Source organism: Cellulomonas xiejunii, assembly GCF_024508315.1.
Taxonomy (GTDB): Bacteria; Actinomycetota; Actinomycetes; order Actinomycetales; family Cellulomonadaceae; genus Cellulomonas; species Cellulomonas xiejunii.
In genome coordinates this window covers 1,491,427-1,515,542 of sequence record NZ_CP101987.1, presented here as the reverse complement: position 1 = coordinate 1,515,542, position 24,116 = coordinate 1,491,427, and the positions used below count along the sequence as shown (strand labels likewise).

General features: G+C 73.0%; 21 protein-coding genes and 2 tRNA genes. 14 read left to right on the top strand and 9 right to left on the bottom strand.

Annotated elements, in window-relative coordinates; genetic code table 11:
* The first annotated feature begins 23 nt into the window (after window positions 1–23).
* The gene (locus NP048_RS06980; protein WP_227577482.1) at window positions 24–1,838 is read left to right on the top strand and encodes an AMP-dependent synthetase/ligase; all 1,815 of its coding nucleotides are present in this window, start codon (window positions 24–26) and stop codon (window positions 1,836–1,838) included.
* 35 nt (window positions 1,839–1,873) lie between these two features.
* On the opposite strand, the gene NP048_RS06975 is transcribed toward NP048_RS06980, so the two are convergent.
* The 6 genes from NP048_RS06975 to tig form a co-directional block, all read right to left on the bottom strand.
* The gene (locus NP048_RS06975; protein ID WP_227577481.1) at window positions 1,874–3,058 is read right to left on the bottom strand and encodes a baeRF2 domain-containing protein; all 1,185 of its coding nucleotides are present in this window, start codon (window positions 3,056–3,058) and stop codon (window positions 1,874–1,876) included.
* A 139-nt stretch (window positions 3,059–3,197) separates the two neighbouring features.
* Complete coding sequence (locus NP048_RS06970; protein WP_227577480.1) at window positions 3,198–3,512, bottom strand: chorismate mutase; 315 nt, start codon at window positions 3,510–3,512, stop codon at window positions 3,198–3,200.
* Window positions 3,509–4,789, bottom strand: coding sequence for an ATP-dependent Clp protease ATP-binding subunit ClpX (clpX, locus tag NP048_RS06965; protein WP_227577479.1), 1,281 nt, complete (start codon window positions 4,787–4,789; stop codon window positions 3,509–3,511). Before clpX ends, NP048_RS06970 begins: the two co-directional genes overlap by 4 nt.
* 253 nt (window positions 4,790–5,042) lie before the next feature.
* Window positions 5,043–5,738: an ATP-dependent Clp protease proteolytic subunit gene (locus tag NP048_RS06960; protein WP_227577478.1), complete on the bottom strand. Its 696-nt coding sequence runs from the start codon at window positions 5,736–5,738 to the stop codon at window positions 5,043–5,045.
* Between the two features lie 35 nt (window positions 5,739–5,773).
* Entirely contained in the window at window positions 5,774–6,394 is a 621-nt protein-coding gene (locus tag NP048_RS06955; RefSeq protein WP_227577477.1) for an ATP-dependent Clp protease proteolytic subunit, read from the bottom strand.
* Window positions 6,395–6,662: 268 nt separating this feature from the next.
* Window positions 6,663–8,057, bottom strand: a complete 1,395-nt coding sequence (gene tig / locus NP048_RS06950) for a trigger factor (protein ID WP_227577716.1) — start codon at window positions 8,055–8,057, stop codon at window positions 6,663–6,665.
* Window positions 8,058–8,339: 282 nt separating this feature from the next.
* Here tig and NP048_RS06945 point away from each other — a divergent pair.
* A tRNA-Gly gene (locus NP048_RS06945) sits at window positions 8,340–8,410 on the top strand.
* 99 nt (window positions 8,411–8,509) lie between these two features.
* Window positions 8,510–9,202: a hypothetical protein gene (locus NP048_RS06940; RefSeq protein WP_227577476.1), complete on the top strand. Its 693-nt coding sequence runs from the start codon at window positions 8,510–8,512 to the stop codon at window positions 9,200–9,202.
* A 64-nt stretch (window positions 9,203–9,266) separates the two neighbouring features.
* On the opposite strand, the gene NP048_RS06935 is transcribed toward NP048_RS06940, so the two are convergent.
* From NP048_RS06935 to NP048_RS06925, 3 genes are all read right to left on the bottom strand, one after another.
* The gene (locus tag NP048_RS06935; protein ID WP_227577475.1) at window positions 9,267–10,031 is read right to left on the bottom strand and encodes a DUF8817 family protein; all 765 of its coding nucleotides are present in this window, start codon (window positions 10,029–10,031) and stop codon (window positions 9,267–9,269) included.
* Between the two features lie 61 nt (window positions 10,032–10,092).
* Window positions 10,093–10,166 (bottom strand) — tRNA-Pro (locus NP048_RS06930).
* A gap of 92 nt (window positions 10,167–10,258) precedes the next feature.
* Window positions 10,259–10,705: a hypothetical protein gene (locus tag NP048_RS06925; protein ID WP_227577474.1), complete on the bottom strand. Its 447-nt coding sequence runs from the start codon at window positions 10,703–10,705 to the stop codon at window positions 10,259–10,261.
* Between the two features lie 473 nt (window positions 10,706–11,178).
* Here NP048_RS06925 and cysK point away from each other — a divergent pair, with 473 nt between their 5' ends.
* The 11 genes from cysK to NP048_RS06870 all read left to right on the top strand — a co-directional run bounded on the left by cysK (window position 11,179) and on the right by NP048_RS06870 (window position 24,110).
* Window positions 11,179–12,114: a cysteine synthase A gene (gene cysK / locus NP048_RS06920; protein ID WP_227577473.1), complete on the top strand. Its 936-nt coding sequence runs from the start codon at window positions 11,179–11,181 to the stop codon at window positions 12,112–12,114.
* Window positions 12,115–12,207: 93 nt separating this feature from the next.
* Entirely contained in the window at window positions 12,208–12,792 is a 585-nt protein-coding gene (epsC, locus tag NP048_RS06915) for a serine O-acetyltransferase EpsC (RefSeq protein ID WP_227577472.1), read from the top strand.
* Between the two features lie 73 nt (window positions 12,793–12,865).
* Window positions 12,866–13,861, top strand: coding sequence for a DUF1648 domain-containing protein (locus tag NP048_RS06910; protein WP_227577471.1), 996 nt, complete (start codon window positions 12,866–12,868; stop codon window positions 13,859–13,861).
* A gap of 56 nt (window positions 13,862–13,917) precedes the next feature.
* Window positions 13,918–15,003, top strand: coding sequence for an LLM class F420-dependent oxidoreductase (locus NP048_RS06905; protein ID WP_227577470.1), 1,086 nt, complete (start codon window positions 13,918–13,920; stop codon window positions 15,001–15,003).
* A gap of 68 nt (window positions 15,004–15,071) precedes the next feature.
* A complete protein-coding gene (locus tag NP048_RS06900) occupies window positions 15,072–16,976 on the top strand; it encodes an acyltransferase family protein (protein WP_227577469.1) in 1,905 nt (634 codons plus the stop codon).
* A gap of 320 nt (window positions 16,977–17,296) precedes the next feature.
* Window positions 17,297–18,133, top strand: a complete 837-nt coding sequence (locus NP048_RS06895) for an ABC transporter ATP-binding protein (protein WP_227577468.1) — start codon at window positions 17,297–17,299, stop codon at window positions 18,131–18,133.
* Between the two features lie 91 nt (window positions 18,134–18,224).
* Window positions 18,225–19,268: an aliphatic sulfonate ABC transporter substrate-binding protein gene (locus NP048_RS06890; RefSeq protein WP_227577467.1), complete on the top strand. Its 1,044-nt coding sequence runs from the start codon at window positions 18,225–18,227 to the stop codon at window positions 19,266–19,268.
* An 81-nt stretch (window positions 19,269–19,349) separates the two neighbouring features.
* Window positions 19,350–20,216: an ABC transporter permease gene (locus NP048_RS06885; protein WP_227577466.1), complete on the top strand. Its 867-nt coding sequence runs from the start codon at window positions 19,350–19,352 to the stop codon at window positions 20,214–20,216.
* Entirely contained in the window at window positions 20,213–22,309 is a 2,097-nt protein-coding gene (gene acs, locus NP048_RS06880; protein ID WP_227577465.1) for an acetate--CoA ligase, read from the top strand. Before NP048_RS06885 ends, acs begins: the two co-directional genes overlap by 4 nt.
* The gene (locus NP048_RS06875) at window positions 22,306–23,628 is read left to right on the top strand and encodes an O-acetylhomoserine aminocarboxypropyltransferase/cysteine synthase family protein (protein WP_227577464.1); all 1,323 of its coding nucleotides are present in this window, start codon (window positions 22,306–22,308) and stop codon (window positions 23,626–23,628) included. Before acs ends, NP048_RS06875 begins: the two co-directional genes overlap by 4 nt.
* Window positions 23,625–24,110: a CoA-binding protein gene (locus NP048_RS06870; RefSeq protein ID WP_227577463.1), complete on the top strand. Its 486-nt coding sequence runs from the start codon at window positions 23,625–23,627 to the stop codon at window positions 24,108–24,110. The genes NP048_RS06875 and NP048_RS06870 overlap by 4 nt, the downstream gene beginning before the upstream one ends.
* Window positions 24,111–24,116 lie beyond the last annotated feature (6 nt).

The window sequence follows — 24,116 nt, the reverse complement described above, 5'->3', positions numbered from 1 at the left end:
CCCCTGCACAGGAGTTACGTCACATGTCCGAGTTCACGTCCCCCGCCCTCGTCGCGCCCGATCCCGCGGCGTCGATCTGCACCATGCTGGCCGCCCGGCTCGCGCGCGACCCGAAGGGCGTGCTCGCCGAGCGCCAGACCGGCCTCGGCGGGACCTGGCAGCCCGTGACGGTCGCTGCCTTCGTGGCTGAGGTGCGCGCGCTCGCGAAGGGCCTGGTCGCCGCCGGGGTCGAGCCCGGCGACCGCGTCGCGATCATGTCCCGCACGCGCTACGAGTGGACGCTCGTCGACTTCGCCATCTGGATGGCCGGGGCCGTCGGCGTGCCGGTCTACGAGACGTCGTCGGCCGAGCAGGTCCGCTGGATCGCGTCGGACTCCGGCGTGCGACTGGCCATCGTCGAGACGCCCGCGCACGCCGCCGTCATCGCGCAGGTGCGCGGCGACCTGCCCGGCCTCACCGAGGTCCTCGTGATCGACGAGGGCGCGCTCACCGCGCTCGTCGCGCGGGGAACCGACGTGCCGGACGCCGAGATCGACCGTCGCAGCACGCTGGCCCGCGGTGACGACCTCGCCACCGTCATCTACACCTCGGGCACGACCGGTCGGCCCAAGGGCGTGGAGCTCACGCACGGCAACTTCGTCGCGCTGTGCCGCAACGGCGCGGTCGGGCTGGCGGAGGTCGTGTCCAAGCCCACGTCACGGACGCTGCTGTTCATGCCGCTCGCGCACGTCTTCGCGCGGTTCATCCAGGTGGTCTGCATCGAGTCCGGTGCCGTCATGGGGCACGCCCCCGACACGCGCAACCTCCTGCCGGACCTGGCGTCGTTCAAGCCCACCTACCTGCTCGCGGTCCCGCGGGTCTTCGAGAAGGTCTACAACTCCGCGGAGCAGAAGGCCGGGTCGGGCGCCAAGCTGCGGATGTTCCGGTGGGCCGCCAAGGTGGCGATCGCGTACTCCCGCGCCCTGGCGACGCCCGACGGCCCGAGCGCGGCCCTCAAGACGCAGCACGGGATCGCGGACCGGCTCGTGCACCGCAAGCTGCGTGCCGCCCTCGGCGGCCGCACGGAGTTCGCCGTCTCCGGCGGCGCCCCGCTCGGCGAGCGTCTCGGGCACTTCTACCGCGGCATCGGAGTGCACGTGCTCGAGGGCTACGGCATGACCGAGACCGCCGCTGCCACCGCGGTCAACCGGCCCGGCCTGACGAAGATCGGGACCGTCGGCCCGCCCATGCCGGGCACGTCCCTGCGGGTCGACGACGAGGGCCACATCTGGGTCGCCGGACCGCACGTCTTCCGCGGCTACCGGCACATGCCCGAGGAGACCGCGCAGACACTGGTCGACGGCTGGCTGCGCACCGGGGACATCGGCACGCTCGACGACGACGGGTACCTGCGCATCACTGGCCGGAGCAAGGAGATCATCGTCACCGCCGGCGGCAAGAACGTGGCGCCGGCCCTCCTGGAGGACCGGCTGCGCGGTCACCCCATCGTCAGCCAGGTCGTCGTCGTGGGCGACCAGCGCCCGTTCATCGGCGCCCTCGTCACCCTCGACGCGGAGATGCTGCCGGGCTGGCTCGCGATGCACGGCCTGCCCCCCATGGACGTCACGGCGGCGGCCGAGCACCCCCAGGTGCTCGAGGCACTGGACCGCGCCGTGGACCGCGCGAACGAGGCGGTGTCCCGTGCGGAGTCGATCCGCAAGATCTCCGTGCTGACCACCGACTTCACCGAGGCGAACGGGTACCTCACGCCGTCGATGAAGGTGAAGCGGGCCGCGGTGCTCAAGGATTTCGCGCAGCAGGTCGACGCGCTGTACGTGGACACGCGCCCCGGCGCCTGAGCACCGGGGCGCGTCCCACGACGCGTCGGGCGGCCTCAGAGACCGGCGCGCAGCCGCCGGTAGTCGCCCGACTGGGACGGCACCGACTCGCTCGGTGTCGACTCGTCGGCCCACCGCAGGGTCGCCCCGATACCGTCGAGCAGTTCGTCGTCGTCGTCGTCGACGAACGTCACGCCGGCGTCCTGACCGATCACCGCACGCATCACCGCCACGTCCGCCGGCATCTGGCGGACCTCGCCGTCGACCACGCCGATCGACGTCAGGTCCGACCTCGACGACGCCACCTGCAGCTCTCCCGGGCCGACCCACAGCACGCGGCCCGCGAGGCTGCCGGCGCCGACGATGAGCTCGTCGACCTGCCCACGTCGCAGCACGTCGACCACGTCGTCGAACCCGCTGACCGCGCCCTCACCCCGGCCGCGCGCCTCCCGGAACCGCTCGACGTACGCGGAGCGGCGCTTGGCGCGGTACGCGGAGACCGCCTCGTCGACCCGCGCACGGAACGCGGCCTCGTGGATGCCGTCGCCACGGCCTCCGCCGGACACCTCCACCACCAGCTCGCGCGCGTGCTGGTCGAGTGCGTCGCGGACCAGCGGCACCATGCGGACGTCGCCCGTCAGCACGACCAGGTCGGGCCGCTTCTCACGCACCCGCTTGTCCAGCGCTGCTGCGACGGCCTCGGCGTTCCGCTGCCAGGAGTCCTCAGCGCGGGTCTGCCCGCGCTTCTCGAGACCACCCTCGCGGACCTTCCGCACGTCGTCGTGCCCGCCGTCGACGGTCTCGGTCACCGGGCCCCGGGACTCGCTGTCCTCCGCCCCGGCCCACCGCAGGTCGGCCCCCGTGCGGTCGACCGCGACCACCAGCACACCGACGCTCTCCTCGCTCGCACGCACGACGGGCGCGAGCGCGGGCACCGGTCCGTACGAGCCGCTCGACGTCGCCGGGGCCGCCTGCAGCACCCGGTCCACCACGACGCCGTCCGCGTCGGCGACGAGGGCGCGCCCGTGGGCGTCCCTCCGGCCGTCCGGCCGCGCGATGCGCTCGCCGAGCTCGTCCAGGATCGCCGCGGGCGCGCCGTCCCGCTCGAGATCGCGCCGTACGGAGCGCCACCGGTCCACCGGTCCCGACTCGCCGGCTACCTCCGCGGGCGACGCGTCGAGGTGGACGGTGACGAACGGGGCCGGGCGGCCGAGCAGCGGCTTGAGCCAGTGCAGGTGCATAGGGGTCTTCTCCTCCTGCGTGCACGTCCCCGGCGACGCCACAGCCGGTGCCTGACCGGGGCTGACCCCTCTACCTTGGTTCACCGGTGCATCCCATGCCAACTGCCGCAGGGGTGAGGTAGAGCCGAACGAGCGTCCGTCAGGCGCGCTGCGCGTGGTCGTGCGCGATCGCCTCGTGGTGGCGAATTACCTCACCGACGATGAACTCGAGGAACTTCTCCGCGAACACCGGGTCGAGGTCGGCCTCGCGGGCCAGCTCCCGCAGCCGGGCGACCTGCTGGGCCTCACGGCCCGGGTCCGAGGCGGGCAGCCCCAGCTCGGCCTTGAGCACGCCGACGCGCTGCGTGGCCTTGAACCGCTCGGCGAGGATGTGGATCAGCGCGGCGTCGATGTTGTCGATGCTGCCACGCAGCCGTGCCAGCTCGGCCGGCACGACACGTTCGGGTGCGTTCACGCGCTCTTCTCGCGGGGAGCGCGCTTGTCGCGTGAGGTGTCCCGAGGGACCAGGGTCGGGTTCACGTTGTCGAGGACGACGTCCTTGGTGATGACGACGCGTGCGACGTCGTCGCGCGACGGGACCTCGAACATGACCTGCTGGAGCACCTCCTCCAGGATCGCCCGCAGGCCGCGCGCACCGGTGCCGCGCAGCAGCGCCTGCTCCGCGACGGCCCCGATGGCGTCGTCCTCGAACTCCAGGTCGACGCCGTCGATCTGGAACATCCGCTGGTACTGCTTGACGAGCGCGTTGCGCGGCTCCGTGAGGATCCGCACCAGCGCGACCCGGTCCAGCGGGGAGACCGTCGTGATGATCGGGACGCGCCCGATGAACTCGGGGATCAGGCCGAACTTCAGCAGGTCCTCCGGCATGACCTCGCCGTAGACGTCGACGTCGTCGGCCGAGTGGATCGGCGAGCCGAAGCCGATGCCGCGGCGCCCGGCGCGGGACGTGATGATCTCGTCGAGCCCGGCGAACGCACCCGCGACGATGAACAGCACGTTCGTCGTGTCGATCTGGATGAACTCCTGGTGCGGGTGCTTACGCCCGCCCTGCGGCGGCACCGAGGCGGTCGTGCCCTCGAGGATCTTCAGCAGCGCCTGCTGGACACCCTCGCCGGACACGTCCCGCGTGATCGACGGGTTCTCGCTCTTGCGCGCGATCTTGTCGATCTCGTCGATGTAGATGATGCCCGCTTCGGCCTTCTTGACGTCGTAGTCAGCGGCCTGGATGAGCTTGAGGAGGATGTTCTCCACGTCCTCGCCGACGTAGCCCGCCTCGGTGAGGGCCGTGGCGTCCGCGATGGCGAACGGGACGTTGAGCATCTTGGCGAGCGTCTGCGCGAGGTACGTCTTGCCGCAGCCCGTGGGGCCGATCAGCAGGATGTTCGACTTGGCGATCTCCACCGGCTCCTCGCCGGCGGTCGCCCGGGGGCCTTCACCGGCCTGGATGCGCTTGTAGTGGTTGTACACCGCGACCGCGAGAGACCGCTTGGCAGGCTCCTGGCCGACGATGTACTGCTCGAGGAACTCGAAGATCTCCTTCGGCTTCGGCAGCTCGACCATGCCGACCTCGGTGGCCTCGGCGAGCTCCTCCTCGATGATCTCGTTGCACAGGTCGATGCACTCGTCGCAGATGTACACCCCTGGGCCCGCGATGAGCTTCTTGACCTGCTTCTGGGACTTGCCGCAGAACGAGCACTTGAGAAGGTCCGCACCGTCCCCGATACGCGCCATGTGCGTCCCCTTCCCTCGTGTCGCCCTCCGCCGTATCGGCGGTGCGCCGTCGTCGTGACCTCACGGTCCGTGAGTCACGTTCCCCCATTGCACACCACGCACGGCCCCCTGTCAGCCGAACCCGGCGGGTGGGTCGCGGCGTGTCGGGTGCGACGCGCCGTCCGATGCGTCCTGGTTCGCACGGATGGCCCAACCTGGCGGGCCCGTGCCGCCCCCGGCCCGGCCACGACGGGCCGGACCGGGGGTCACGACGTCAGGCGGGCTGGACCACCGTGGGGTGAACGCCCTTGCGGCTCTCGAGCACCTGGTCGACGATCCCGTAGTCCTTGGCCTGGGCCGCGGTCAGGATCTTGTCGCGCTCGATGTCCACACGGACCTGCTCGATCGGCCGGCCCGTGTGCTGCGCGAGAGCCTGCTCGAGCCACTCGCGGATGCGGATGAGCTCGTTGGCCTGGATCTCGATGTCGGACGCCTGCGCGTAGCCGCCGCCCTCCATCGCGGGCTGGTGGATCAGCACGCGGGCGTTCGGCAGCGCGAGGCGCTTGCCGGGCGAGCCGGCGGCCAGCAGGATGGCCGCCGCCGAGGCCGCCTGCCCGAGGCAGACGGTCTGGATGTGCGGCTTGATGTACTGCATCGTGTCGTAGATCGCCGTCAGCGCGGTGAACGAGCCACCGGGCGAGTTGATGTACAGCGTGATGTCACGGTCGGGGTCCGTGGACTCCAGCACGAGCAGCTGCGCCATGACGTCGTCCGCGGACGCGTCGTCGACCTGCACGCCGAGGAAGATGATGCGGTCCTCGAACAGCTTGGTGTACGGGTCCTGGCGCTTGAAGCCGTAGGCCGTGCGCTCCTCGAACTGCGGGAGCACGTAACGGCCCGACGGTGAGGCGGGTGCCGTGCCGCCGGCCAGGTGGCCGGCACGGGCGATGAACTGGGACTCCATGCTCACGGAGGTTCTCCTCGCTGATGCGTTCGCGGTGGCCGTCAGGACTGCGTCCCGCCGCCACCGGCGACGGAGTGGGAGCTGGAGACGACGTGGTCGATGAACCCGTACTCCAGCGCCTCCGGTGCGGTGAACCAGCGGTCACGGTCCGAGTCGGCGTTGATCTGCTCGGCGCTCTTGCCCGTCTGCTCGGCGATCAGCTCGGCGAGCACCTTCTTCATGTGCAGGATGAGCTGGGCGTTGATGCGGACGTCGGTCGCGGTGCCACCGATGCCGCCGGACGGCTGGTGCATCATCACGCGGGCGTGGGGCGTGGCGTACCGCTTGCCCTTGGTGCCCGAGGAGAGCAGGAACTGCCCCATCGACGCCGCCATGCCCATCGCGATCGTCGCGACGTCAGGCTTGATGTACTGCATGGTGTCGTAGATCGCCATGCCGGCCGTGATCGACCCGCCCGGCGAGTTGATGTAGAGCCAGATGTCCTTGTCGGGGTCCTCTGCCGCCAGCAGCATCATCTGCGCGCAGATGGCGTTGGCGTTCTCGTCCCGGACCTCCGAGCCGAGCCAGATGATCCGCTCACGGAGCAGTCGGTTGTAGATGGAATCGTTGAGGCCGAGGCCCGGAGTATCTGACCGGGCCAGGGACGGCACCTGCTCGTTCACGAAGGCTCCCTCGTCTGGCTGCGTGCTGCCTGCGCGGTGGCCGGCCCCCGTGTCGAGGGCTGCGGCCGGTCGCGCGTTGCAGCGACCCTAACGCCCGGGCGCGCCCGCTCACGTCCCGCCGACGCGCCGTTTCGCTGACGGCGCAGCGTCTGCGCCCGGACGGCCGCGGCCGGGGACGACGACGGCCCCGCCGCACCCGGGAGGGGCGGCGGGGCCGTCGGGGACGACGCCTGGTGGCGCGCCGTGCGGTCCTGGTGGTGCGGGCCTGTCAGGCCTTCTCGTCCGCGCTGTCCTCGCCGAACGCGACGGCGGAGAAGTCGGTCGCCGCGTCGGTGGGGGCGGACGTCTCGGCCTGCTCGACCTCGGCGTCGTCCTCCTCCGTGCCGATGAACTCGGACAGGTCGACAGCCGCGCCGGACCCGTCGACGACGGAGACCGAGCGCAGCGAGACGGCCAGCGCCTTGGAACGGGCGACCTCGGCGACCATGGCCGGGATCTGCCCCTGCTGGTCCAGCGTCGTGATGAACGTGTTGGGGTCCATGCCGTACTGGCGCGACGCGCTGACGAGGTAGTCGAGCAGCTCGCTCTGGCTGACCTTGATGTCGAGCTGCTCGGCGAGCGTGTCGAGCAGGATCTGGTTGCGCAGCGCGGTCTGCGCCTGCTCCGTCACCTCGGCGCGGTGCTCGTCGTCCTCCAGGCGGCCCTCGGACTCGAGGTGGCGGTGCACCTCGGCCTCGACGACACCGCTCGGCACCGGGATCTCGGTCTCGGTGGTGAGCTTCTCGACGAGCAGGTCGCGCGCCTGGACGGCCTGGTTGGACGCCTTGATGCGCCCCGCCTGGACCCGCAGGTCGGCCTTGAGCTCGTCGATCGTGTCGAACTCGCTCGCCAGCTGCGCGAACTCGTCGTCGGCGTCGGGCAGCTGACGCTCCTTGACGGCCGTGGCGGTGACGGTGACGTTGGCCGTCTCGCCCTTGCGGTCGCCACCGACGAGCACGGTCTCGAACGTCGTGGTCTCGCCCGACGACAGCCCGGTCAGCGCCTCGTCGAGACCCTCGAGCATGTTGCCCGAGCCGATCTGGTAGCTCGTGCCCGAGACCTGGTCGATCTGCTCGTCACCGATGGTCGCGGCGAGGTCGATGACGACGAAGTCGCCCGCCTCGGCGGGACGGTCGACGCCGACCAGCGAGCCGAACCGCTCGCGGAGCGCGTCGAGACGCGCGTCGACGTCCTCGTCCGAGACCTCGACGTCGTCGACGGTGAGGGTCAGGGAGTCGAGCGCGGGCAGGGTGATCTCAGGTCGCACCTCGACCTCGGCGGTGAAGTGCAGCTCGCCCTCCTCGCCTGCCTCGGCGGGAACCAGGCCGGGGACCTTGGTGACCTCGACCGCGGGCTGGCCCATGGGACGCAGCTTGTTCTCGCGCACGGCCTCGGCGTAGAAGGACGACAGGCCCTCGTTCACCGCGTGCTCGATGACCGCGGGGCGACCGACGCGCTGGTCGATGATGCGCGGCGGCACCTTGCCCTTGCGGAAGCCGGGCACCGTCACCTGCTCGGCGATGTGCTGGTAGGCGTGATCGATGCTCGGCTTGAGCTCGTCGTACGTCACCTCGACGGACAGCTTGACCTTGGTCGGGTCCAGGGTCTCGACGGCGCTCTTCACTTCGATGGTCTCCACTTGGTCATGGCCGGGCGCCGGAGGATCCGACGAGATGGCTCGCTTCGCTCTGCACGCTCTGGGAGGCGCTGCGCACGCTGCGGCACGGGCGACGTCGTGACCTCACCAGGACGAGTCCCGGGGAGGCGACGTGCGAGCACCCGACGGCGTACGCGCGACCCTCGATGGTACGTCACGAGCGGGACCGGCCGCCAAAGCGGCAGTGGGGACGACACACCCCGCAGAACCGGTAACCTTGCTGCGCCGCCGGGTCTGCGCCCGGCACGCGCGGACGTAGCTCAATGGTAGAGCCCCAGTCTTCCAAACTGGCTACGCGGGTTCGATTCCCGTCGTCCGCTCCGAGCATCAGTGCAGCCAGTGCGACTGCTCCCCGGTGTCGGCGAACGACGTGTCGGTGATCCCCGTCGCTCGCGAGTCGCGCCCGCCATACTCGAGCCGTGAATCCTGACGAGCGACGACTTGGGTTCGTGATGGTGGAGGACTCCGACGACGCGCGGCTGTTCATCGAGCTGTCGAGCTACGCGGTCGACCTCGTCGAGGCCCGGGACGCACTCGCGCTCGCGCTCGCGCTCCAGAGCACCGCGCCTGCTGACTCGCCGCTCCAGAGCGCAGAGCGCTCCCTCATCGCCAACGCCGCCATGGCCTACTGCCGCACGTTCGTCTCTTCGAAGGTGCGGCGACCGATGACCACGTTCGTCCAGATCCCTGCACGGGTCTGCGCGACACACGACCTCGTCGCAAAGTTCCGCAACCGCACGATCGCGCACTCTCAGTCGGACCTCTCGGTCACCTATGCGGTCGGTGTGCTCGACGCGGACACCCACCAGGTCCTCGACGTCTCCGCGCCCAGCATCTCCAGCACGATGCCTCCAGAGCAGGTGCGCAACTTCATCGAGCTGGTGGCCGCGGTGACGGCCGAGCTCGACGACGTCATCGCCCCGGTTCGGACGAGGCTCATGGCGAAGCTCGCTGCCGCCGACCGCGCAACTCTCCTCGAGGCGGGTCTGTCGCCAACGCCTCGGATGCTGCCAGCAACGGAGTTCGGATCTCCGAGGAGCCGTCCGCCGTACCCGACGACCCATCCGATCTACCTAGGGGACGGGAACCCGCCAGTAAGCCACGGGTCATGACGCGCCCGTTGTGCCCGGTGACGCTTCTCGGACCCTGACCGATCGCTCCGCCGACGTCCGCCCGTCACTCCCCCTCGACGTCCCGTCGCAGCTCGTCGGCGTGCGCGAGCGCGTCGACGACCTCCCGGGCAACGGTCTCGTCGAGCCCCGCCGACGCGTCCTCGAGCTCGGCGAGCCAGCCGCGCGCGGCGTCGGGGTCACCCGTGCGGACGGCCAGCTCGGCGAGGAAAGCCAGCGCGTGGACGCGGTCGGCTTCGCTCGCGTCGCCCGCACGGCGCAGCGCACCGGCCAGGATCCGGTGCGCCTGGTGGGGGTCGTCATGGGAGTCGGCGTGCACGGTCGCGTCGTCGAGGGCACGCGCGAGCGGGTCCGTCGGCCGCTCGCCGGTCGTCGCGGGCGACGTCCCGTCGGCCTGGCCGGCTGCGGGCCGCCGCATGAACCGCACCCCGTTGCCCGCCGGGTCGACGAGGGTGAAGCCCGTGCGCCGCCAAGCGTTCGCCCGCCGCCGAGGGCGCGTCACCCGCGGGAAGCCGTCGAGCGGAAGCCGCCCGTACCGCGCCCGCAGTCCCGCGGCCAAGGCCTCGAAGACCGGCACCGTGTCGTCGACGAGGACGACGCACGTCGAGTAGCTGTCCTGCGGCGCGAGCCCGGGAAGGCCGAAGTACTGCAGCTCCACCGACCCGCGCCGTACCGCGACGAACGGGTTGGGGCGCAGCTGGCGGTACGTGACGTCGAAGCCGAGCGCCGTCCAGAAGTCCGCCAGCTCGTCGACGTCCTCGCACGGCAGCGCCGGGATCGTCCTCGCGCCCTGCCACGGGTCTGAGGTCATACCCACAGCACACCGCACGCTCGACCGCCCGGCAAGGTGCGGTCGACGCCATCGTCCACGGTCGGGGTGGTCGGATTCGAACCGGCGACCTTCCGCTCCCAAAGCGGACGCGCTACCAACCTGCGCCACACCCCGTGCACCGCGTCCGCTCACGCGGCACGGCACGCGCTCACCCTACCTGCGCACCATCCCCCGTTTTTCCCCGCCGGCGCCCGTCCGCGCCGCCGTCACGTGTCGAAGGCTGCGACATGCACGGCCGCGTCCGACCCGGTCCCGGTGACGTCCACCGTCAGGACGTGCCACGCGCCGGGCGACTGCGGGTCGCGGACGACCTGCACGCACCGGTCGACGTCCCCGGCGCAGGTGTCCCCCAGCACCGCCGCGGGGTGGACGTCCGCGAGCCACGCGTCGACGTCGTCGGGGGGCGCCGTGGTCTGCGCCTCGTAGAGCGTGTCGATCCCGGTCGTGCGTCGGCACCGGGCGTCCCCGGGGAGCTCGGTGGCGGTCGCGAGGAAGGCGAGCATCTGCGCGCAGTCGACCTGCTCCCCGCCCCGGGTGTCCCGCGCCTGCACGTCCCGCCCGACGTCCGACCCTCGGGTCCCGCAGGCGGACACGGCCAGGGCGACGGCGAGGCCGACGACGGCGATCGCGACCGGACGGCGGGGGGAGCTCACGCCGACGACCGTAGCGGCGCAGGTCACCGCGGACGTCCGCCGCAGGGTGGACCCGGGGACCGGCGCCGTCACCCTGTCCGCATCACGGGACGGGCGTCTCAGCGGAACCTTTGCGCGCGCTACGGTGTTGACGCTAGCGTCGGCTCGACCACGGGCCGACGTCCGTGCCCCGGGCCCGCGATGGCCCCTGGACGAGGAGAGCGATGCGCGTGCACCCCGCCGCCGTTGCCCACGTCCTGCGCGCCTGCGTGGCGTGCACCTGTTGTCGGTGTCGGTAGAGCGCTGGCCGCCCCCGCACGCCTGACGTGCCCGCACCCCTGGGGTGCATCTCGCCCAGCGCTCGCCCCGGAGGACCCGCCGCAGCGCTCCTCCCCCGGACCCACCCCCCGGCCCCACCCGCGTCGCCCCGGCGCACCCTCGCACATCCCCCGCACCGCCGGCCCTGACGGGCACGGCTCGACCGAAGAGGAACCATGGCCCGCATCTACGACGACGCCACCGCGCTGATCGGCAACACTCCCCTCGTCCGCATCAACAAGATCACCGACGGCGCGCCCGCCCAGGTCGTCGGCAAGCTGGAGTTCTACAACCCGGCCAGCTCGGTCAAGGACCGCATCGGCGTGGCGATCATCGACGCCGCCGAGAAGTCCGGTGACCTGCAGCCCGGCGGCACGATCGTCGAGGCCACGAGCGGCAACACCGGCATCGCGCTGGCGTTCGTCGGCGCGGCCCGCGGCTACAAGGTCGTCCTGACGATGCCGGAGACGATGTCGAAGGAGCGGCGCGCGCTGCTCCGGGCGTTCGGCGCCGAGCTCATCCTCACCCCCGGCTCCGAGGGCATGAAGGGCGCGGTCAACCGTGCCAACGAGATCGTCGCCGAGCGCCCGGGCGCGGTCCTCGCCCGGCAGTTCGCGAACGAGGCCAACCCCGAGATCCACCGCCGCACGACGGCCGAGGAGATCTGGGCGGACACCGACGGCGAGATCGACATCCTCGTCGCGGGCATCGGCACGGGCGGGACCATCACCGGCGTGGGCCAGGTGCTCAAGGAGCGCAAGCCCGGCGTGCAGATCGTGGCGGTCGAGCCGGCCGAGTCGCCGATCCTCAACGGTGGCGCCCCCGGCCCGCACAAGATCCAGGGCATCGGTGCCAACTTCGTCCCCGAGATCCTCGACACCACCATCTACGACGAGGTCATCGACGTCGACGCCGAGACGGCCATCTCGGTCGCGCGGCGCGCCGCACGCGAGGAGGGCCTGCTCGTCGGCATCTCGTCCGGCGCCGCCCTGCACGCCGCGACGCTGCTGGCGCACCGCCCGGAGAACGCGGGCAAGCTGATCGTCGTGATCATCCCGTCGTTCGGCGAGCGCTACCTGTCGTCGGTGCTCTACGCCGACCTGCTCGACTGAGCGCCGAGCCCGGCCGTCGTCCTCACCGACGACGGCCGGGCTCCGAGCGTCCGCCCACCGGCGGACACCCCACCCGTGACCCGGAGCCCAGCCATGCGTCCCCTGCACCGCTTCCTGCGCACGCTGCGCGACGACCTCGACGCGGCGCACCAGCACGACCCGGCGGCGCGCTCGCTGCTCGAGGTCGCGCTGGCCTACCCCGGGGTGCACGCGATCTGGGTCTACCGTCTCGCCCACCACATGTGGGCCGTCCCCTTCCTGCGGCTGCCGGCCCGGCTCGTCTCGCAGGCGGCGCGCGCCGCGACGGGCGTCGAGATCCATCCCGGTGCGCGCCTGGGGCAGCGGCTGTTCATCGACCACGGCATGGGCGTCGTGATCGGGGAGACCGCCGAGGTCGGGGACGACGTGGTCCTGTTCCACGGCGCCACGCTGGGCGGCCGCTCGATGAAGCGCGGCAAGCGGCACCCCACGCTGGGAGACCGCGTCGTCGTGGGCGCGGGAGCGAAGATCCTCGGCCCGGTGTGGTTGGGCCACGACGTGCAGGTCGGCGCGAACGCGGTCGTCATCACCGACGTGCCCGCCGGCGCCGTCGCCGTGGGCGTGCCCGCCAAGATCCGGCAGCGCGGCACCGAGGTCCCGTTCGACGTCGAGGTCGACGACCCCGCCATCTACATCTGACGGGGCGGGTGGCACGTAGGGTGCTCCGGTCGCCCCCGCGGCCGTGACCGCCCTCGTCGAAGGAGACCCCGCGATGACCGCGCCCCGCCCGACCCCGCCGCACCGGCTCGCGACCACGGTGACGACCCTGGTCGTGCCCCTCCTGCTGCTCCTGGCGACAGTCGTCGTCGCGCTCTCCTGGACACCCCGCCTGCCCGACCCGCTCGCGGTGCACTGGGACGCCTCGATGCGCCCGGACGGCTTCGGCTCGCTCAAGGACGCCATCGCGATCCCCCTGCTGTTCGTGCCGCTGTTCGCGCTCGGCATGTGGGCCCTCGCCTTCTGGGCCGGACGGGACGACTCCGTCCGCCGGCTCTCCGCAGGGTTCGCGACCGGTCTGGCGGTGCTGGTGTCCGTCGTGGTGCTCGGGTCGCTGTCCGTGCAGCTGGACCTCGCCGACGCGGCCGACGCGCCGGGGATCGGGCACGTCACGGTGTGGGCGTTCGGCGGCGGGATCCTCGCCGGCGTCCTCGCCGCGCTCGTCGTGCCGCGCGGCCGGCCGATGCCGAGCGACGCCCCGGTCGACCCGTCCGCACCCCGCACGAACCTCGCGCCGGGCGAGCCCGCCGCCTGGAGCCGCTCGGTCACCAGCCCGGCCGGCGCGTGGGTCGGTGCCGTGGCGGTGCTGGTCAACGTCGTGCTGGCGCTCGTGCTGCGGACGCCCGCGATGCTGCTCGTCGGGGCAGGGATCGCGCTGCTGCTGGTGTCCACGCTGGTGCTGCACGTGAGCGTCGACGGCCGCGGGCTGGTCGCGCGCTCGCCCCTGGGGTGGCCGGCGGTCCGCGTCCCCCTCGACGAGGTCGTGGCCGCGCGCGCCACGCAGGTCGACCCGTTCGGCGAGTTCGGTGGCTGGGGCTACCGCGTCGGTGCCGGCGGGCGTGCCGGGTTCGTCCTGCGCAAGGGCGAGGCGATCCAGGTGGAGCGGACGGGCGGGCGCGTCATGGTCGTGACCGTCGACGACGCGCCCACGGCGGCCGCGCTCCTCAACACCCTCGCAGACCGCGCGCGCAGCACCACTACCGCCCGGTAACGTCGCCCGGGCGCCCAGGCGGGCGCACGTCGACGGCGACGAGAAGGAGCATCCGCATGCGCCTCGGGTACCACACGGGTTACTGGTCGGCAGGCCCCCCACCGGGCGCGGCGCAGGCGGTGCGTGCGGCCGACGAGCTCGGCCTCGACTCCGTCTGGACGGCCGAGGCGTACGGCTCCGACGCACTCACACCGCTGGCGTGGTGGGGTGCCGGCACGCGACGCGTGCGCCTGGGCACGGCCATCGCGCAGATCTCGGCACGCACGCCGACATCGGCGGCGATGGCCGCGCTCACGCTCGACCACCTGTCGGGCGGCCGCTTCGTCCTCGGCCTCGGGGCGTCCGGGCCGCAGGTCGTCGAGGGCTGGTACGGGCAGCCCTACCCCCGCCCGCTCGCACGGACGCGGGAGTACGTCGACGTCGTGCGGCAGGTCCTCGCGCGGGAGGCACCCGTGACGTACGACGGCAGCTTCTACCGGCTGCCCCTGCCCGCGGACGAGGGTGCGGGCCTGGGCAAGGCGCTGCGCTCGACCGTCCACCCGCTGCGCGCCGACCTGCCGATCCACCTGGCCGCCGAGGGACCGCGCAACATCGCGATGAGCGCCGAGATCGCCGACGGCTGGCTCCCGCTGTTCTACTCCCCCCGCATGGACGCCACGTACCGCGAGCTGCTCGCCGAGGGGTTCGCGCGCCGCTCGCCGGACCGTCGGCCGCCCGAGCAGTTCGAGGTCGTCGCCACCGTGCCCGTGGTCCTCGCCGAGGACGTCGAGCAGGCCGCCGACGTCGTGCGTCCCTTCATCGCGCTCTACGCGGGCGGGATGGGCGCCAAGGGCGCGAACTTCCACCGTGACGTCCTCGACCGGCTCGGCTACACCGAGGCGTGCGACGAGATCCAGGCGCACTACCTGGCCGGTGACCGGGCGCGTGCGACCGCGGCCGTGCCGACCGAGCTGGTGCGCGACATCGCGCTCGTGGGCACCGAGCAGGACGTGCGCGCCCAGCTCCCCGCGTGGCGTGCCACGGCCGTCACGACCGTGCTCGCCCAGGCCGACCCGCGCGCCCTGCACCGGATCGCGGCCCTGTGGAGTGATGCTGGTCACGACGACGGACCCACGGACGGTCCCGCCGCGGAACCGGCTTAGCCTGAGTCGGACGACGCGCGGGCCGGGGGCGCGTCGGATCGCGCAGGGTACGTCCGCAAGGGGTGGCAGTGGCAGTCGTCGAGCACGTCGCGACGCGTCCGGCGACCCGCCCGGCGGCGCCCGGCCCCGCCCCGCTCCCCCACCTGCGGGGCCTCGACGGAGTCCGCGCGCTCGCGGTCGTCGCCGTGCTCCTGTACCACCTGCGCGTCCCCTGGGCGCCCGGCGGGTTCCTCGGTGTCGACGTCTTCTTCGTGCTGTCCGGCTACCTCGTGGCGACCCTCGTGCTGGACGAGGTCGAGGCGACCGGGCGGTTCCGCACCGGGCGGTTCCTCGCGCGGCGCGTGCGCCGGCTCGTTCCCGCGCTGCTCGTGCTGCTCGCCGGCACGGCCGCCGCCGGGCTCGTCGCGCGTGATGCGCTCACGTCGCTGCGCGGCGACCTGCTCGCGGCTCTGACGTACACGTCCAACTGGTGGCAGGTGGTCGCCGACCGCTCGTACTTCGAGCTGACGGGCCGTCCGCCGCTGCTGCAGCACCTGTGGTCGCTGGCCGTCGAGGGGCAGTTCTACCTCGCCGTCCCGCTCGTGGCGCTGCTCGCGCTGCGCGCGGGCCGGGCCCGCGTCGGGCAGGTCGCCGCCGTCCTGGCCGTGGCGTCGACCGTCACGATGGGCGTGCTGGCCGCACGTGCCGGCATGCCGGTGCCGCAGGACCCCACGCGTGTGTACGTCGGCACCGACACGCACGCCATGGGTCTGCTGCTGGGGGTGGCCGCGGCGACGGTCTGGCAGCCGTGGCGCACCTGGCGGGCCGCCGGGTCCTGGGTGACGGAGCGCGGTGACGCGGTCCGGCGCTTCGAGGCGGGGGTCACCGACGTGCTCGGCGGCGCGGCGCTCGTCGGGGTGGTCCTGTGCGTGGCGCTGGTCGACGAGTTCTCCGGCGTCCTGTACCGGGGCGGGTTCCTGGCGTTCGCCGGGCTCACCGTGGTGCTCGTCGGCGCCGCCGCCGACCCGGCCGGGCTGCTGGGGCGGGTGCTCGCGCGGCAGCCGCTGCGGTGGCTGGGCGAGCGGTCGTACGGGATCTACCTGTGGCACTGGCCCGTGCTGATGCTCACGCGCCCCGACCAGGACGTCACCCTGCCGGACTGGGCCTCGCCGCTCGTGCGCGTGGGCGTGACGCTGCTGCTGGCCGAGGCGTCGTACCGGTGGGTCGAGACACCGGTCCGGCGCGGGGCCCTGCGACGCGCGGTGACCCGCCTGCGGACCGAGGGCCCGGGACGGGTCAGGAGCGCGGTGGTGACGGGCACGGTGGCTGCGGTGCTCGTCGCGACGGCGGTCGTCCTCGCGGTGGGGGTCGCCCGGACCCCGGCGTCGGGCGGGGAGACGGCGCAGAGCACGGTGTCGGCGGCGACGGGGAGCGCGTCGACGGCGCCCGACCCGATCGGTTCCGTCGTCCCGGAGCAGGACCGGGCGCCGAGCCCGACGCCCACGACCGACCCGGTGCCGGTCGAGGAGGTCGGCACGGTCACCGCGTTCGGGGACTCCGTCATGCTCGGCGCAGCACCGGAGCTGGCCGCCCGGGGCGTCGCGGTCGACGCCGTCGTGTCACGCCAGTTCGGCGAGATGGTCGACCTGGTGCTGGGCGCGAGAGCGGCCGGGTCGCTGGGCCACACCGTCGTGGTGCACGGCGGCACCAACGGGCCGGTGGCCGAGGAGGACCTGCGGCGCCTGCTCGAGGGCACGGCCGACCACCGGGTGTTCGTCGTCAACGTGCGCGTGCCGCGCCCCTGGGAGCAGTACGACAACGAGCTGTTCGCGCGCGTGGTGCCGGACTACCCGCACGCGCGCCTGCTCGACTGGAAGTCGAGCGGCGAGGCCAACCTCTCGTGGTTCTACGACGACGGCATCCACCTGCGGGAGGGCGGCGGACGCGAGGGCTACGCCGCGTGGATCGTGCAGGCGATCCAGCCCACCGGGTGACCGCCGGGCGCCATCCGTTGCCGTGACACGGCGCGTGCCGCTACAGTCTGCTCGAAACGTGGTCACCGAGTCTCACATCGTGAGAACTGTCGGGGATCGCCTCGACGCCGGCAGGAGGCCCGCGATGATCGTCGCCTGCTCCGTCCGCGTCGCCCCCTCCTTCATGTGCCGCTGTTGCTCGTGCTGCCTCCTGCAGCCCCGCACCGGCACCCGCTGACCCCAGCAACCCGCCGACCCTCCCGGGTCGCCCCGCCGGTGCCCGCCCTCGTGGCCGCCCGGCCCCCGCCGGACGCCCACGCCCGAACCCCACGGACGTCCCCATGAGCCTGACCACCACCGTCGAGCGCCGCGCGCACACCGTCTCGCTCGACGCCGTGCGCCGCACGTTCCCCACGCCGGCCGGCACCCGCACGGTGCTGCACTCCGTCGACGTCGAGCTGCGCGCCGGCGAGATCGTCGCGCTCGTCGGCCCCTCCGGCTGCGGCAAGTCCACCCTGCTGCGCCAGGTCAGCGGCCTGGACACGCCCGACTCGGGACGCATCCTGCTCGACGGCTCGCCCGTCAGCGGTGTCGACCGCCGCACGGCCGTCGCGTTCCAGGAGCCGCGGCTGCTGCCGTGGCGCACCCTCACGGCCAACGTCGCCCTGGGCCTGCCCCGCGGCACCCCGAAGGACGCGGGCCGCGAGCGCGTCGCCGAGCTGCTGCGGCTCGTCGGCCTCGAGGAGTCCGCAGGCCTGCGGCCGCGGCAGGTGTCCGGTGGCATGGCGCAGCGCACGTCGCTCGCCCGCGCCCTGGCCCGTAACCCCGGCGTCCTGCTGCTCGACGAGCCGTTCGGCGCGCTCGACGCCCTCACGCGCCTGCGCATGCAGGACCTGCTGCTCGACGTCCACGCAGCCGAGCCGACCACCGTGCTGCTCGTGACGCACGACGTCGAGGAGGCCCTGTACCTCGCCGACCGCGTGCTCCTGCTGCGCAACCTCGCGCGCTGCCCCGAGGGCACGCCCACCGTCGCCCGCGTCATCGACGTGCCGGGCACCCGGCCGCGCGACCGCGCCGACCACCAGCTCGCCGAGCTGCGTGCCGAGCTGCTCGAGGGCCTGGGCGTCGCGACGCACCACGTGCCGGCGCCCGACCCGGACCTGCACCACTCCATCTGACCCACCCGCACCACTCGCCCGGCGCTCCCCCGCCCGGGCGCCCACCCCGGGGCCGACCGGCCCCCGTTCCCCGAGATGAGAGAAACCGACGATGAGGATCCGCACCGCCGTCTCCGCCACCGCACTGGCCCTCGTGACCACCCTGGCGCTGACCGGCTGCGTCGCCGGTGAGAACGCCGAGCCGGAGGCCGCCGCGCCGTCCGCCGACGCCGCGGACGCGGGGTGGAGCGCCGACACGCTCGACATCGACTTCGCGACGTACAACCCGCTGAGCCTCGTCATCAAGGACCAGGGCTGGCTCGAGGAGACGCTCGACGGCGTCACCGTGAACTGGGTCCAGTCGGCCGGCTCGAACAAGGCCAACGAGGCGCTGCGCGCCGGCGCCGTCGACGTCGGCTCGACGGCCGGCTCGGCCGCCCTGCTCGCGCGCTCCAACGGCTCGCCGATCCGCACGATCGGCATCTACTCCCAGCCCGAGTGGGCCGCGATCGTCGTGCCGAGCGGCTCCGACATCACGTCGGTGGCCGACCTGGCCGGCAAGTCGGTGGCCGCGACCAAGGGCACCGACCCCTACTTCTTCCTCCTGCAGTCGCTCGAGGAGGCGGGCGTCGCGCTGTCCGACGTCGAGGTGCAGAACCTGCAGCACGCCGACGGCCGCACGGCCCTCGAGCAGGGATCGGTCGCCGCGTGGTCGGGCCTCGACCCGATCATGGCCGCGAGCGAGGCGGAGTCCGGCACCCAGCTGATCTACCGCAACATCGACTTCAACACCTACGGGTTCCTCAACGCGACGCAGGACTTCCTCGACGCGAGCCCCGACCTCGCGCAGGCCGTCGTCGACGCGTACGAGAAGGCGCGCGCGTGGGCGCAGGAGAACCCGGAGGAGGTCGTCGCGATCCTCGCCGAGGTGGCCGGCATCGACCCGGCGGTCGCGGAGAAGGTCATCGTCGAGCGCACCAACCTCGACACCGACCCGGTCCCGGGAGACGCGCAGCGCAAGGTGCTCGAGGTCGTCGGCCCGATCTTCGTCGAGTCCGGTGACGTGGAGGACCAGGCCACGATCGACAAGGCGCTGGACGAGCTGTTCGAGCCGACGTTCGCCGAGAAGGCCGACGCCTCCACCATCGCGGGCTGACCGCACGCGGTGCCCCGCCGCGTCCTCGCGGCGGGGCACCGCCACCCGACCGTCCTCCCTGTCCCCCAGGAGACCTCCCCCATGACCGACGCGACCGGCGCGGCGCCCGTCCTCACCGACTCCGAGGGCCGCCCGCTGCCCCTGCAGAACCCCCACGACAGCGGCCCGGCGCGGCCAGCGAGCGCGTCGTTCTGGGCCCGGCGCAGCACGCGTCTGACCGGCGGGGCACTGCTCCCCCTCCTGCTGCTCGCGGTGTGGCAGTACGTCACGACCACCGGCCTCGTGCCGCCGTACCAGCTGCCCAGCCCCGGGTCCGTCTGGCGCGCGGCGATCGACCTCGCGCAGCGCGGCGACCTGCAGACGCACCTGGCGATCTCCGTGCAGCGCGTGCTGATCGGGTTCGCGATCGGTGCCCTGGTCGCCCTGGTCGTCGCGGCGTTCGTGGGGCTGTCGCGCGCCGGGGACGTGCTCCTGGCGCCGACGCTCGCGGCGGTCCGCGCGGTCCCCTCGCTCGCGTGGGTCCCGCTGCTCATCCTGTGGATGAAGATCGGCGAGGAGTCGAAGATCACGCTCGTCGCGATCGGTGCGTTCTTCCCCATCTACACGACCGTCGCGGCCGCGCTGCGGCACGTCGACCCGCACCTCGTCGAGGCGGGGCGCGCGTTCGGCCTGCGCGGCGTCGCGCTGTTCCGCTCCGTGCAGCTGCCCGCGGTGATCCCCTCGGTCATGTCCGGTCTGCGGCTCGGGCTCGCGCAGGCGTGGCTGTTCCTCGTCGCGGCCGAGCTCATCGCCGCGTCCATGGGCCTGGGCTTCCTTCTCACGGACTCCCAGAACAACGGCCGCGTCGACCGGATCCTGCTCGCGATCGTGCTGCTGGCCGTCATCGGCAAGCTCACCGACTCGGTCGTCGCGCTCGTCGAGAAGCAGCTCCTGCGGAGGTTCGCGTGACCACCCTGACCGCCCTGCAGACCGAGACGCGCACCTACCCCGCGCCCGCCGGGCTCGCGGCGACGTCGAACGTGCGGCCCGAGGACTGGGCGCGCGCCGAGGCGGAGCCCGTCGCGTTCTGGGAGGAGGCCGCGCGCCGCCTGCAGTGGGACGCGCCGTGGCACACGGCCCACACCTGGGCGCCCCCCGTGCCCGTCGAGGGCGGCGGGCCCGACGAGCTCACGGTGCCCGAGGCGCGCTGGTTCCTCGGTGGCAGGCTCAACGTCGCGGTCAACTGCGTCGACCGGCACGTCGCCGCGGGCCGGGGCGACAAGGTCGCGCTGCACGTCGAGGGCGAGCGCGGAGACCGCCGCTCGATCACCTACGCGCAGCTGCAGCGCGAGGTCGCGCAGGCCGCGCACGCGCTCACCGAGCTGGGAGTCGGGCCCGGTGACCGCGTCGTCGTGTACCTGCCGGTGATCGCGGAGACCGTCGTCGTGACGCTCGCGATCGCCCGGATCGGCGCCGTGCACTCGCTCGTGTTCGGCGGGTTCTCCGCCGAGGCCGTGCGGTTCCGGGTCGAGGACACGCAGGCCAAGGTGCTCGTGACGAGCGACGGGCAGTTCCGCCGCGGGAAGGCCGTCGAGGTCAAGTCGGCGGCCGACGAGGCCGTGGCCGGGCTGGACCACGTGGAGCACGTGCTCGTCGTGCGGCGCACGGGCCAGGACGTCGCCTGGACCACCGGGCGCGACGTCTGGTGGCACGACGTGGTCGACCGCCAGCCCGACGTGCACGAGCCGGAGTCGTTCGACGCCGAGCACCCGCTGTTCGTCATCTACACGTCGGGCACCACGGGCAAGCCGAAGGGCCTGGTCCACACGTCCGGCGGCTACCTCACGCACGCCGCGTGGTCGCACTGGGCCGTCTTCGACGTCAAGGACGACGACGTGCACTGGTGCACCGCCGACCTCGCGTGGGTCACGGCGCACACGTACGAGATCTACGGGCCCCTCGCCAACGGGCTCACGCAGGTGATCTACGAGGGCACGCCGGACACGCCGCATCGCGGGCGCCACCTCGAGGTCATCGAGCGCTACGGCGTCACGACCTACTACACGGCCCCGACGCTCATCCGGACGTTCATGACGTGGTTCGGCGACGAGCTGCCCGGCGGGCACGACCTGTCGAGCATCCGCCTGCTGGGCACGGTCGGCGAGGCGATCAACCCCGAGGCCTGGGTGTGGTTCCGCCGCACGTTCGGCCGTGACGAGGCGCCGGTCGTCGACACGTGGTGGCAGTCCGAGACCGGTGCGGCGATGATCGCGCCCGTCCCCGGGCTCACGACGCTCAAGCCCGGGTCGGCGACGCGTCCGCTGCCCGGGATCGCGGTGAAGGTCGTGGGCGAGGACGGCGTCGAGGTGCAGCCCGGGCAGGGCGGCTTCCTGGTCGTCGAGCGCCCATGGCCGGGCATGGCGCGCACCGTGTGGCGCGACCCGCAGCGGTACCTCGAGGCGTACTGGCGCCGGTTCGCCGGCCACGGCCCGCACGGCGGGTACTTCCTCGCGGGCGACGGCGCGTCGTACGACGAGGACCGGGACATCTGGCTGCTCGGCCGCATCGACGACGTCATCAACGTCGCGGGGCACCGCCTGTCGACCATCGAGGTCGAGTCGGCGCTCGTCGCGCACCCGGCCGTCGGCGAGGCCGGCGTCGCGGGCGTCAGCGACCCGGTCACCGGCCAGAGCATCGCCGCGTTCGTCGTCCCGAGCACGCCGCCCGGGCCGGTCGAGGACGTCGAGGCGTGGCTCGCCGCGACGCACCGGCTGCGCGACGACCTGCGGGCGCACGTCGCACGCGAGATCGGGCCGGTCGCGCGACCGCGCCACGTGCTGGTCGTCCCCGAGGTCCCCAAGACGCGCTCGGGCAAGATCATGCGCAGGCTGCTCGCGCAGCTCGTCGAGGGCACGACGCTCGGCGACACGACCTCCCTGCAGAACCCCTGGGCGGTCGACCAGATCGGCACGCTGGTCGCCGCGGGCCTCCCCCGGCCGACGACCTCCGGCGTCCCCGCGCCGCACCCGTCCCCCGTCCCCTCCCCGACAGGAGCACCGTGAGCGAGCACCGCTTCGGCTTCCGCACCCGCGCCCTGCACGCCGGCGGCATCCCCGACGCCACCACGGGCGCGCGCGCCGTGCCGATCTACCAGACGACGTCGTTCGTGTTCGACGACACCACCGACGCCGCGAACCTGTTCGCGCTGCAGAAGTACGGCAACATCTACTCCCGGATCGGCAACCCCACGGTGGCGGCGTTCGAGGAGCGCATCGCCTCGCTCGAGGGTGGCATCGGTGCGGTCGCCACCGCGTCCGGCATGGCCGCCGAGTTCCTCGTGTTCGCCGCGCTGGCCGGCGCGGGCGACCACCTCGTCGCGTCGGCCCAGCTGTACGGCGGCACGGTCACGCAGCTCGACGTCACGCTGCGCCGGTTCGGTGTCGAGACGACGTTCGTCCCCGGCACCGACCCCGCCGACTACGCCGCGGCGATCCGTCCCGAGACGAAGGCCGTCTACACCGAGGTGATCGCCAACCCGTCGGGCGAGATCGCGGACCTCGCGGGCCTCGCCGAGGTCGCGCACGCCGCCGGTGTGCCGCTCGTCGTCGACTCGACGCTGTCCACGCCGTACCTGGTGCGGCCGATCGAGCACGGTGCGGACATCGTCATCCACTCCGCGACCAAGTTCCTCGGCGGGCACGGCACCACGCTCGGTGGCGTGGTCGTCGAGTCGGGCCGGTTCGACTGGGGCAACGGGCGCTTCCCCACGATGACCGAGCCCGTCGCGTCGTACGGCGGCGTGCGCTGGTGGGAGAACTTCGGCGAGTACGGCTTCCTCACCAAGCTGCGCTCGGAGCAGCTGCGCGACATCGGCCCGGCGCTCTCCCCGCAGTCGGCGTTCCAGCTGCTGCAGGGCGTCGAGACGCTCCCGCAGCGCCTCGACGCGCACCTCGCCAACGCCCGCGACGTCGCGACCTGGCTGGAGTCGGACCCGCGGATCGCGTCGGTCCTGTGGGCGGGCCTCGCGTCGCATCCCCACCACGAGCGCGCCCGGCGGTACCTGCCGCTGGGCCCCGGCTCCGTGCTCGCCTTCCGGCTCGCCGCCACCCCGGAGCTCAGCGGACGCGAGATCGGGCGGCGCTTCATCGAATCGCTGCAGCTCGCGAGCCACCTGGCCAACGTCGGCGACGCCCGCACGCTGGTCATCCACCCCGGCTCGACGACGCACCAGCAGCTGTCCGCCGAGCAGCTCGCCGCCGCGGGCGTGCCGGAGGACCTCGTGCGCATCAGCGTGGGCATCGAGGACGCCGCCGACATCCTGTGGGACCTCGACCAGGCGCTGACCGCCGCCACCGGCACGACACGGGAGGACGCCCGATGAGCGCACGCACCTGGCAGGGGCCCAGCGCCCCGGAGCGGCTGTCGATCCTGCGCGCGACGCGCTCGATCGCGATCGTCGGGGCGTCGAGCAACCCGGCGCGCGCGTCGTACTTCGTGGCGACGTACCTGCTGTCCAGCTCGCCGTACGACGTGTACTTCGTCAACCCGCGCGCCGACGAGATCCTCGGTCGACCGGTCTACCCGTCGCTCGAGGCGCTGCCGGTCGTCCCGGACCTCGTCGACGTGTTCCGGCGGCACGACGACCTGCCGACCGTCCTCGACGAGACCCTCGCGGTCGGTGCGCGGACCCTGTGGCTGCAGCTCGGGTCCTGGCACGAGGACGTGGCACGGCGCGGCCAGGCCGGTGGGCTCGACGTCGTCATGGACCGCTGCGTGAAGATCGAGCACGCGCGGTTCCACGGCGGGCTGCACCTCGCCGGGTTCGACACCGGGGTCATCTCGTCACGGCGCGCGCTCGGCTGAGCGGGA

Excerpts from the sequence above, each read along its gene's own strand:
- NP048_RS06980 (WP_227577482.1), top strand. The coding sequence starts at position 24 with ATGTCCGAGTTCACGTCCCCCGCCCTCGTCGCGCCCGATCCCGCGGCG.
- NP048_RS06975 (WP_227577481.1), bottom strand. The coding sequence starts at position 3,058 with ATGCACCTGCACTGGCTCAAGCCGCTGCTCGGCCGCCCGGCCCCGTTC.
- clpX (WP_227577479.1), bottom strand. The coding sequence starts at position 4,789 with ATGGCGCGTATCGGGGACGGTGCGGACCTTCTCAAGTGCTCGTTCTGC.
- NP048_RS06935 (WP_227577475.1), bottom strand. The coding sequence starts at position 10,031 with ATGACCTCAGACCCGTGGCAGGGCGCGAGGACGATCCCGGCGCTGCCG.
- cysK (WP_227577473.1), top strand. The coding sequence starts at position 11,179 with ATGGCCCGCATCTACGACGACGCCACCGCGCTGATCGGCAACACTCCC.
- epsC (WP_227577472.1), top strand. The coding sequence starts at position 12,208 with ATGCGTCCCCTGCACCGCTTCCTGCGCACGCTGCGCGACGACCTCGAC.
- NP048_RS06910 (WP_227577471.1), top strand. The coding sequence starts at position 12,866 with ATGACCGCGCCCCGCCCGACCCCGCCGCACCGGCTCGCGACCACGGTG.
- NP048_RS06905 (WP_227577470.1), top strand. The coding sequence starts at position 13,918 with ATGCGCCTCGGGTACCACACGGGTTACTGGTCGGCAGGCCCCCCACCG.
- NP048_RS06895 (WP_227577468.1), top strand. The coding sequence starts at position 17,297 with ATGAGCCTGACCACCACCGTCGAGCGCCGCGCGCACACCGTCTCGCTC.
- NP048_RS06890 (WP_227577467.1), top strand. The coding sequence starts at position 18,225 with ATGAGGATCCGCACCGCCGTCTCCGCCACCGCACTGGCCCTCGTGACC.
- NP048_RS06885 (WP_227577466.1), top strand. The coding sequence starts at position 19,350 with ATGACCGACGCGACCGGCGCGGCGCCCGTCCTCACCGACTCCGAGGGC.
- NP048_RS06870 (WP_227577463.1), top strand. The coding sequence starts at position 23,625 with ATGAGCGCACGCACCTGGCAGGGGCCCAGCGCCCCGGAGCGGCTGTCG.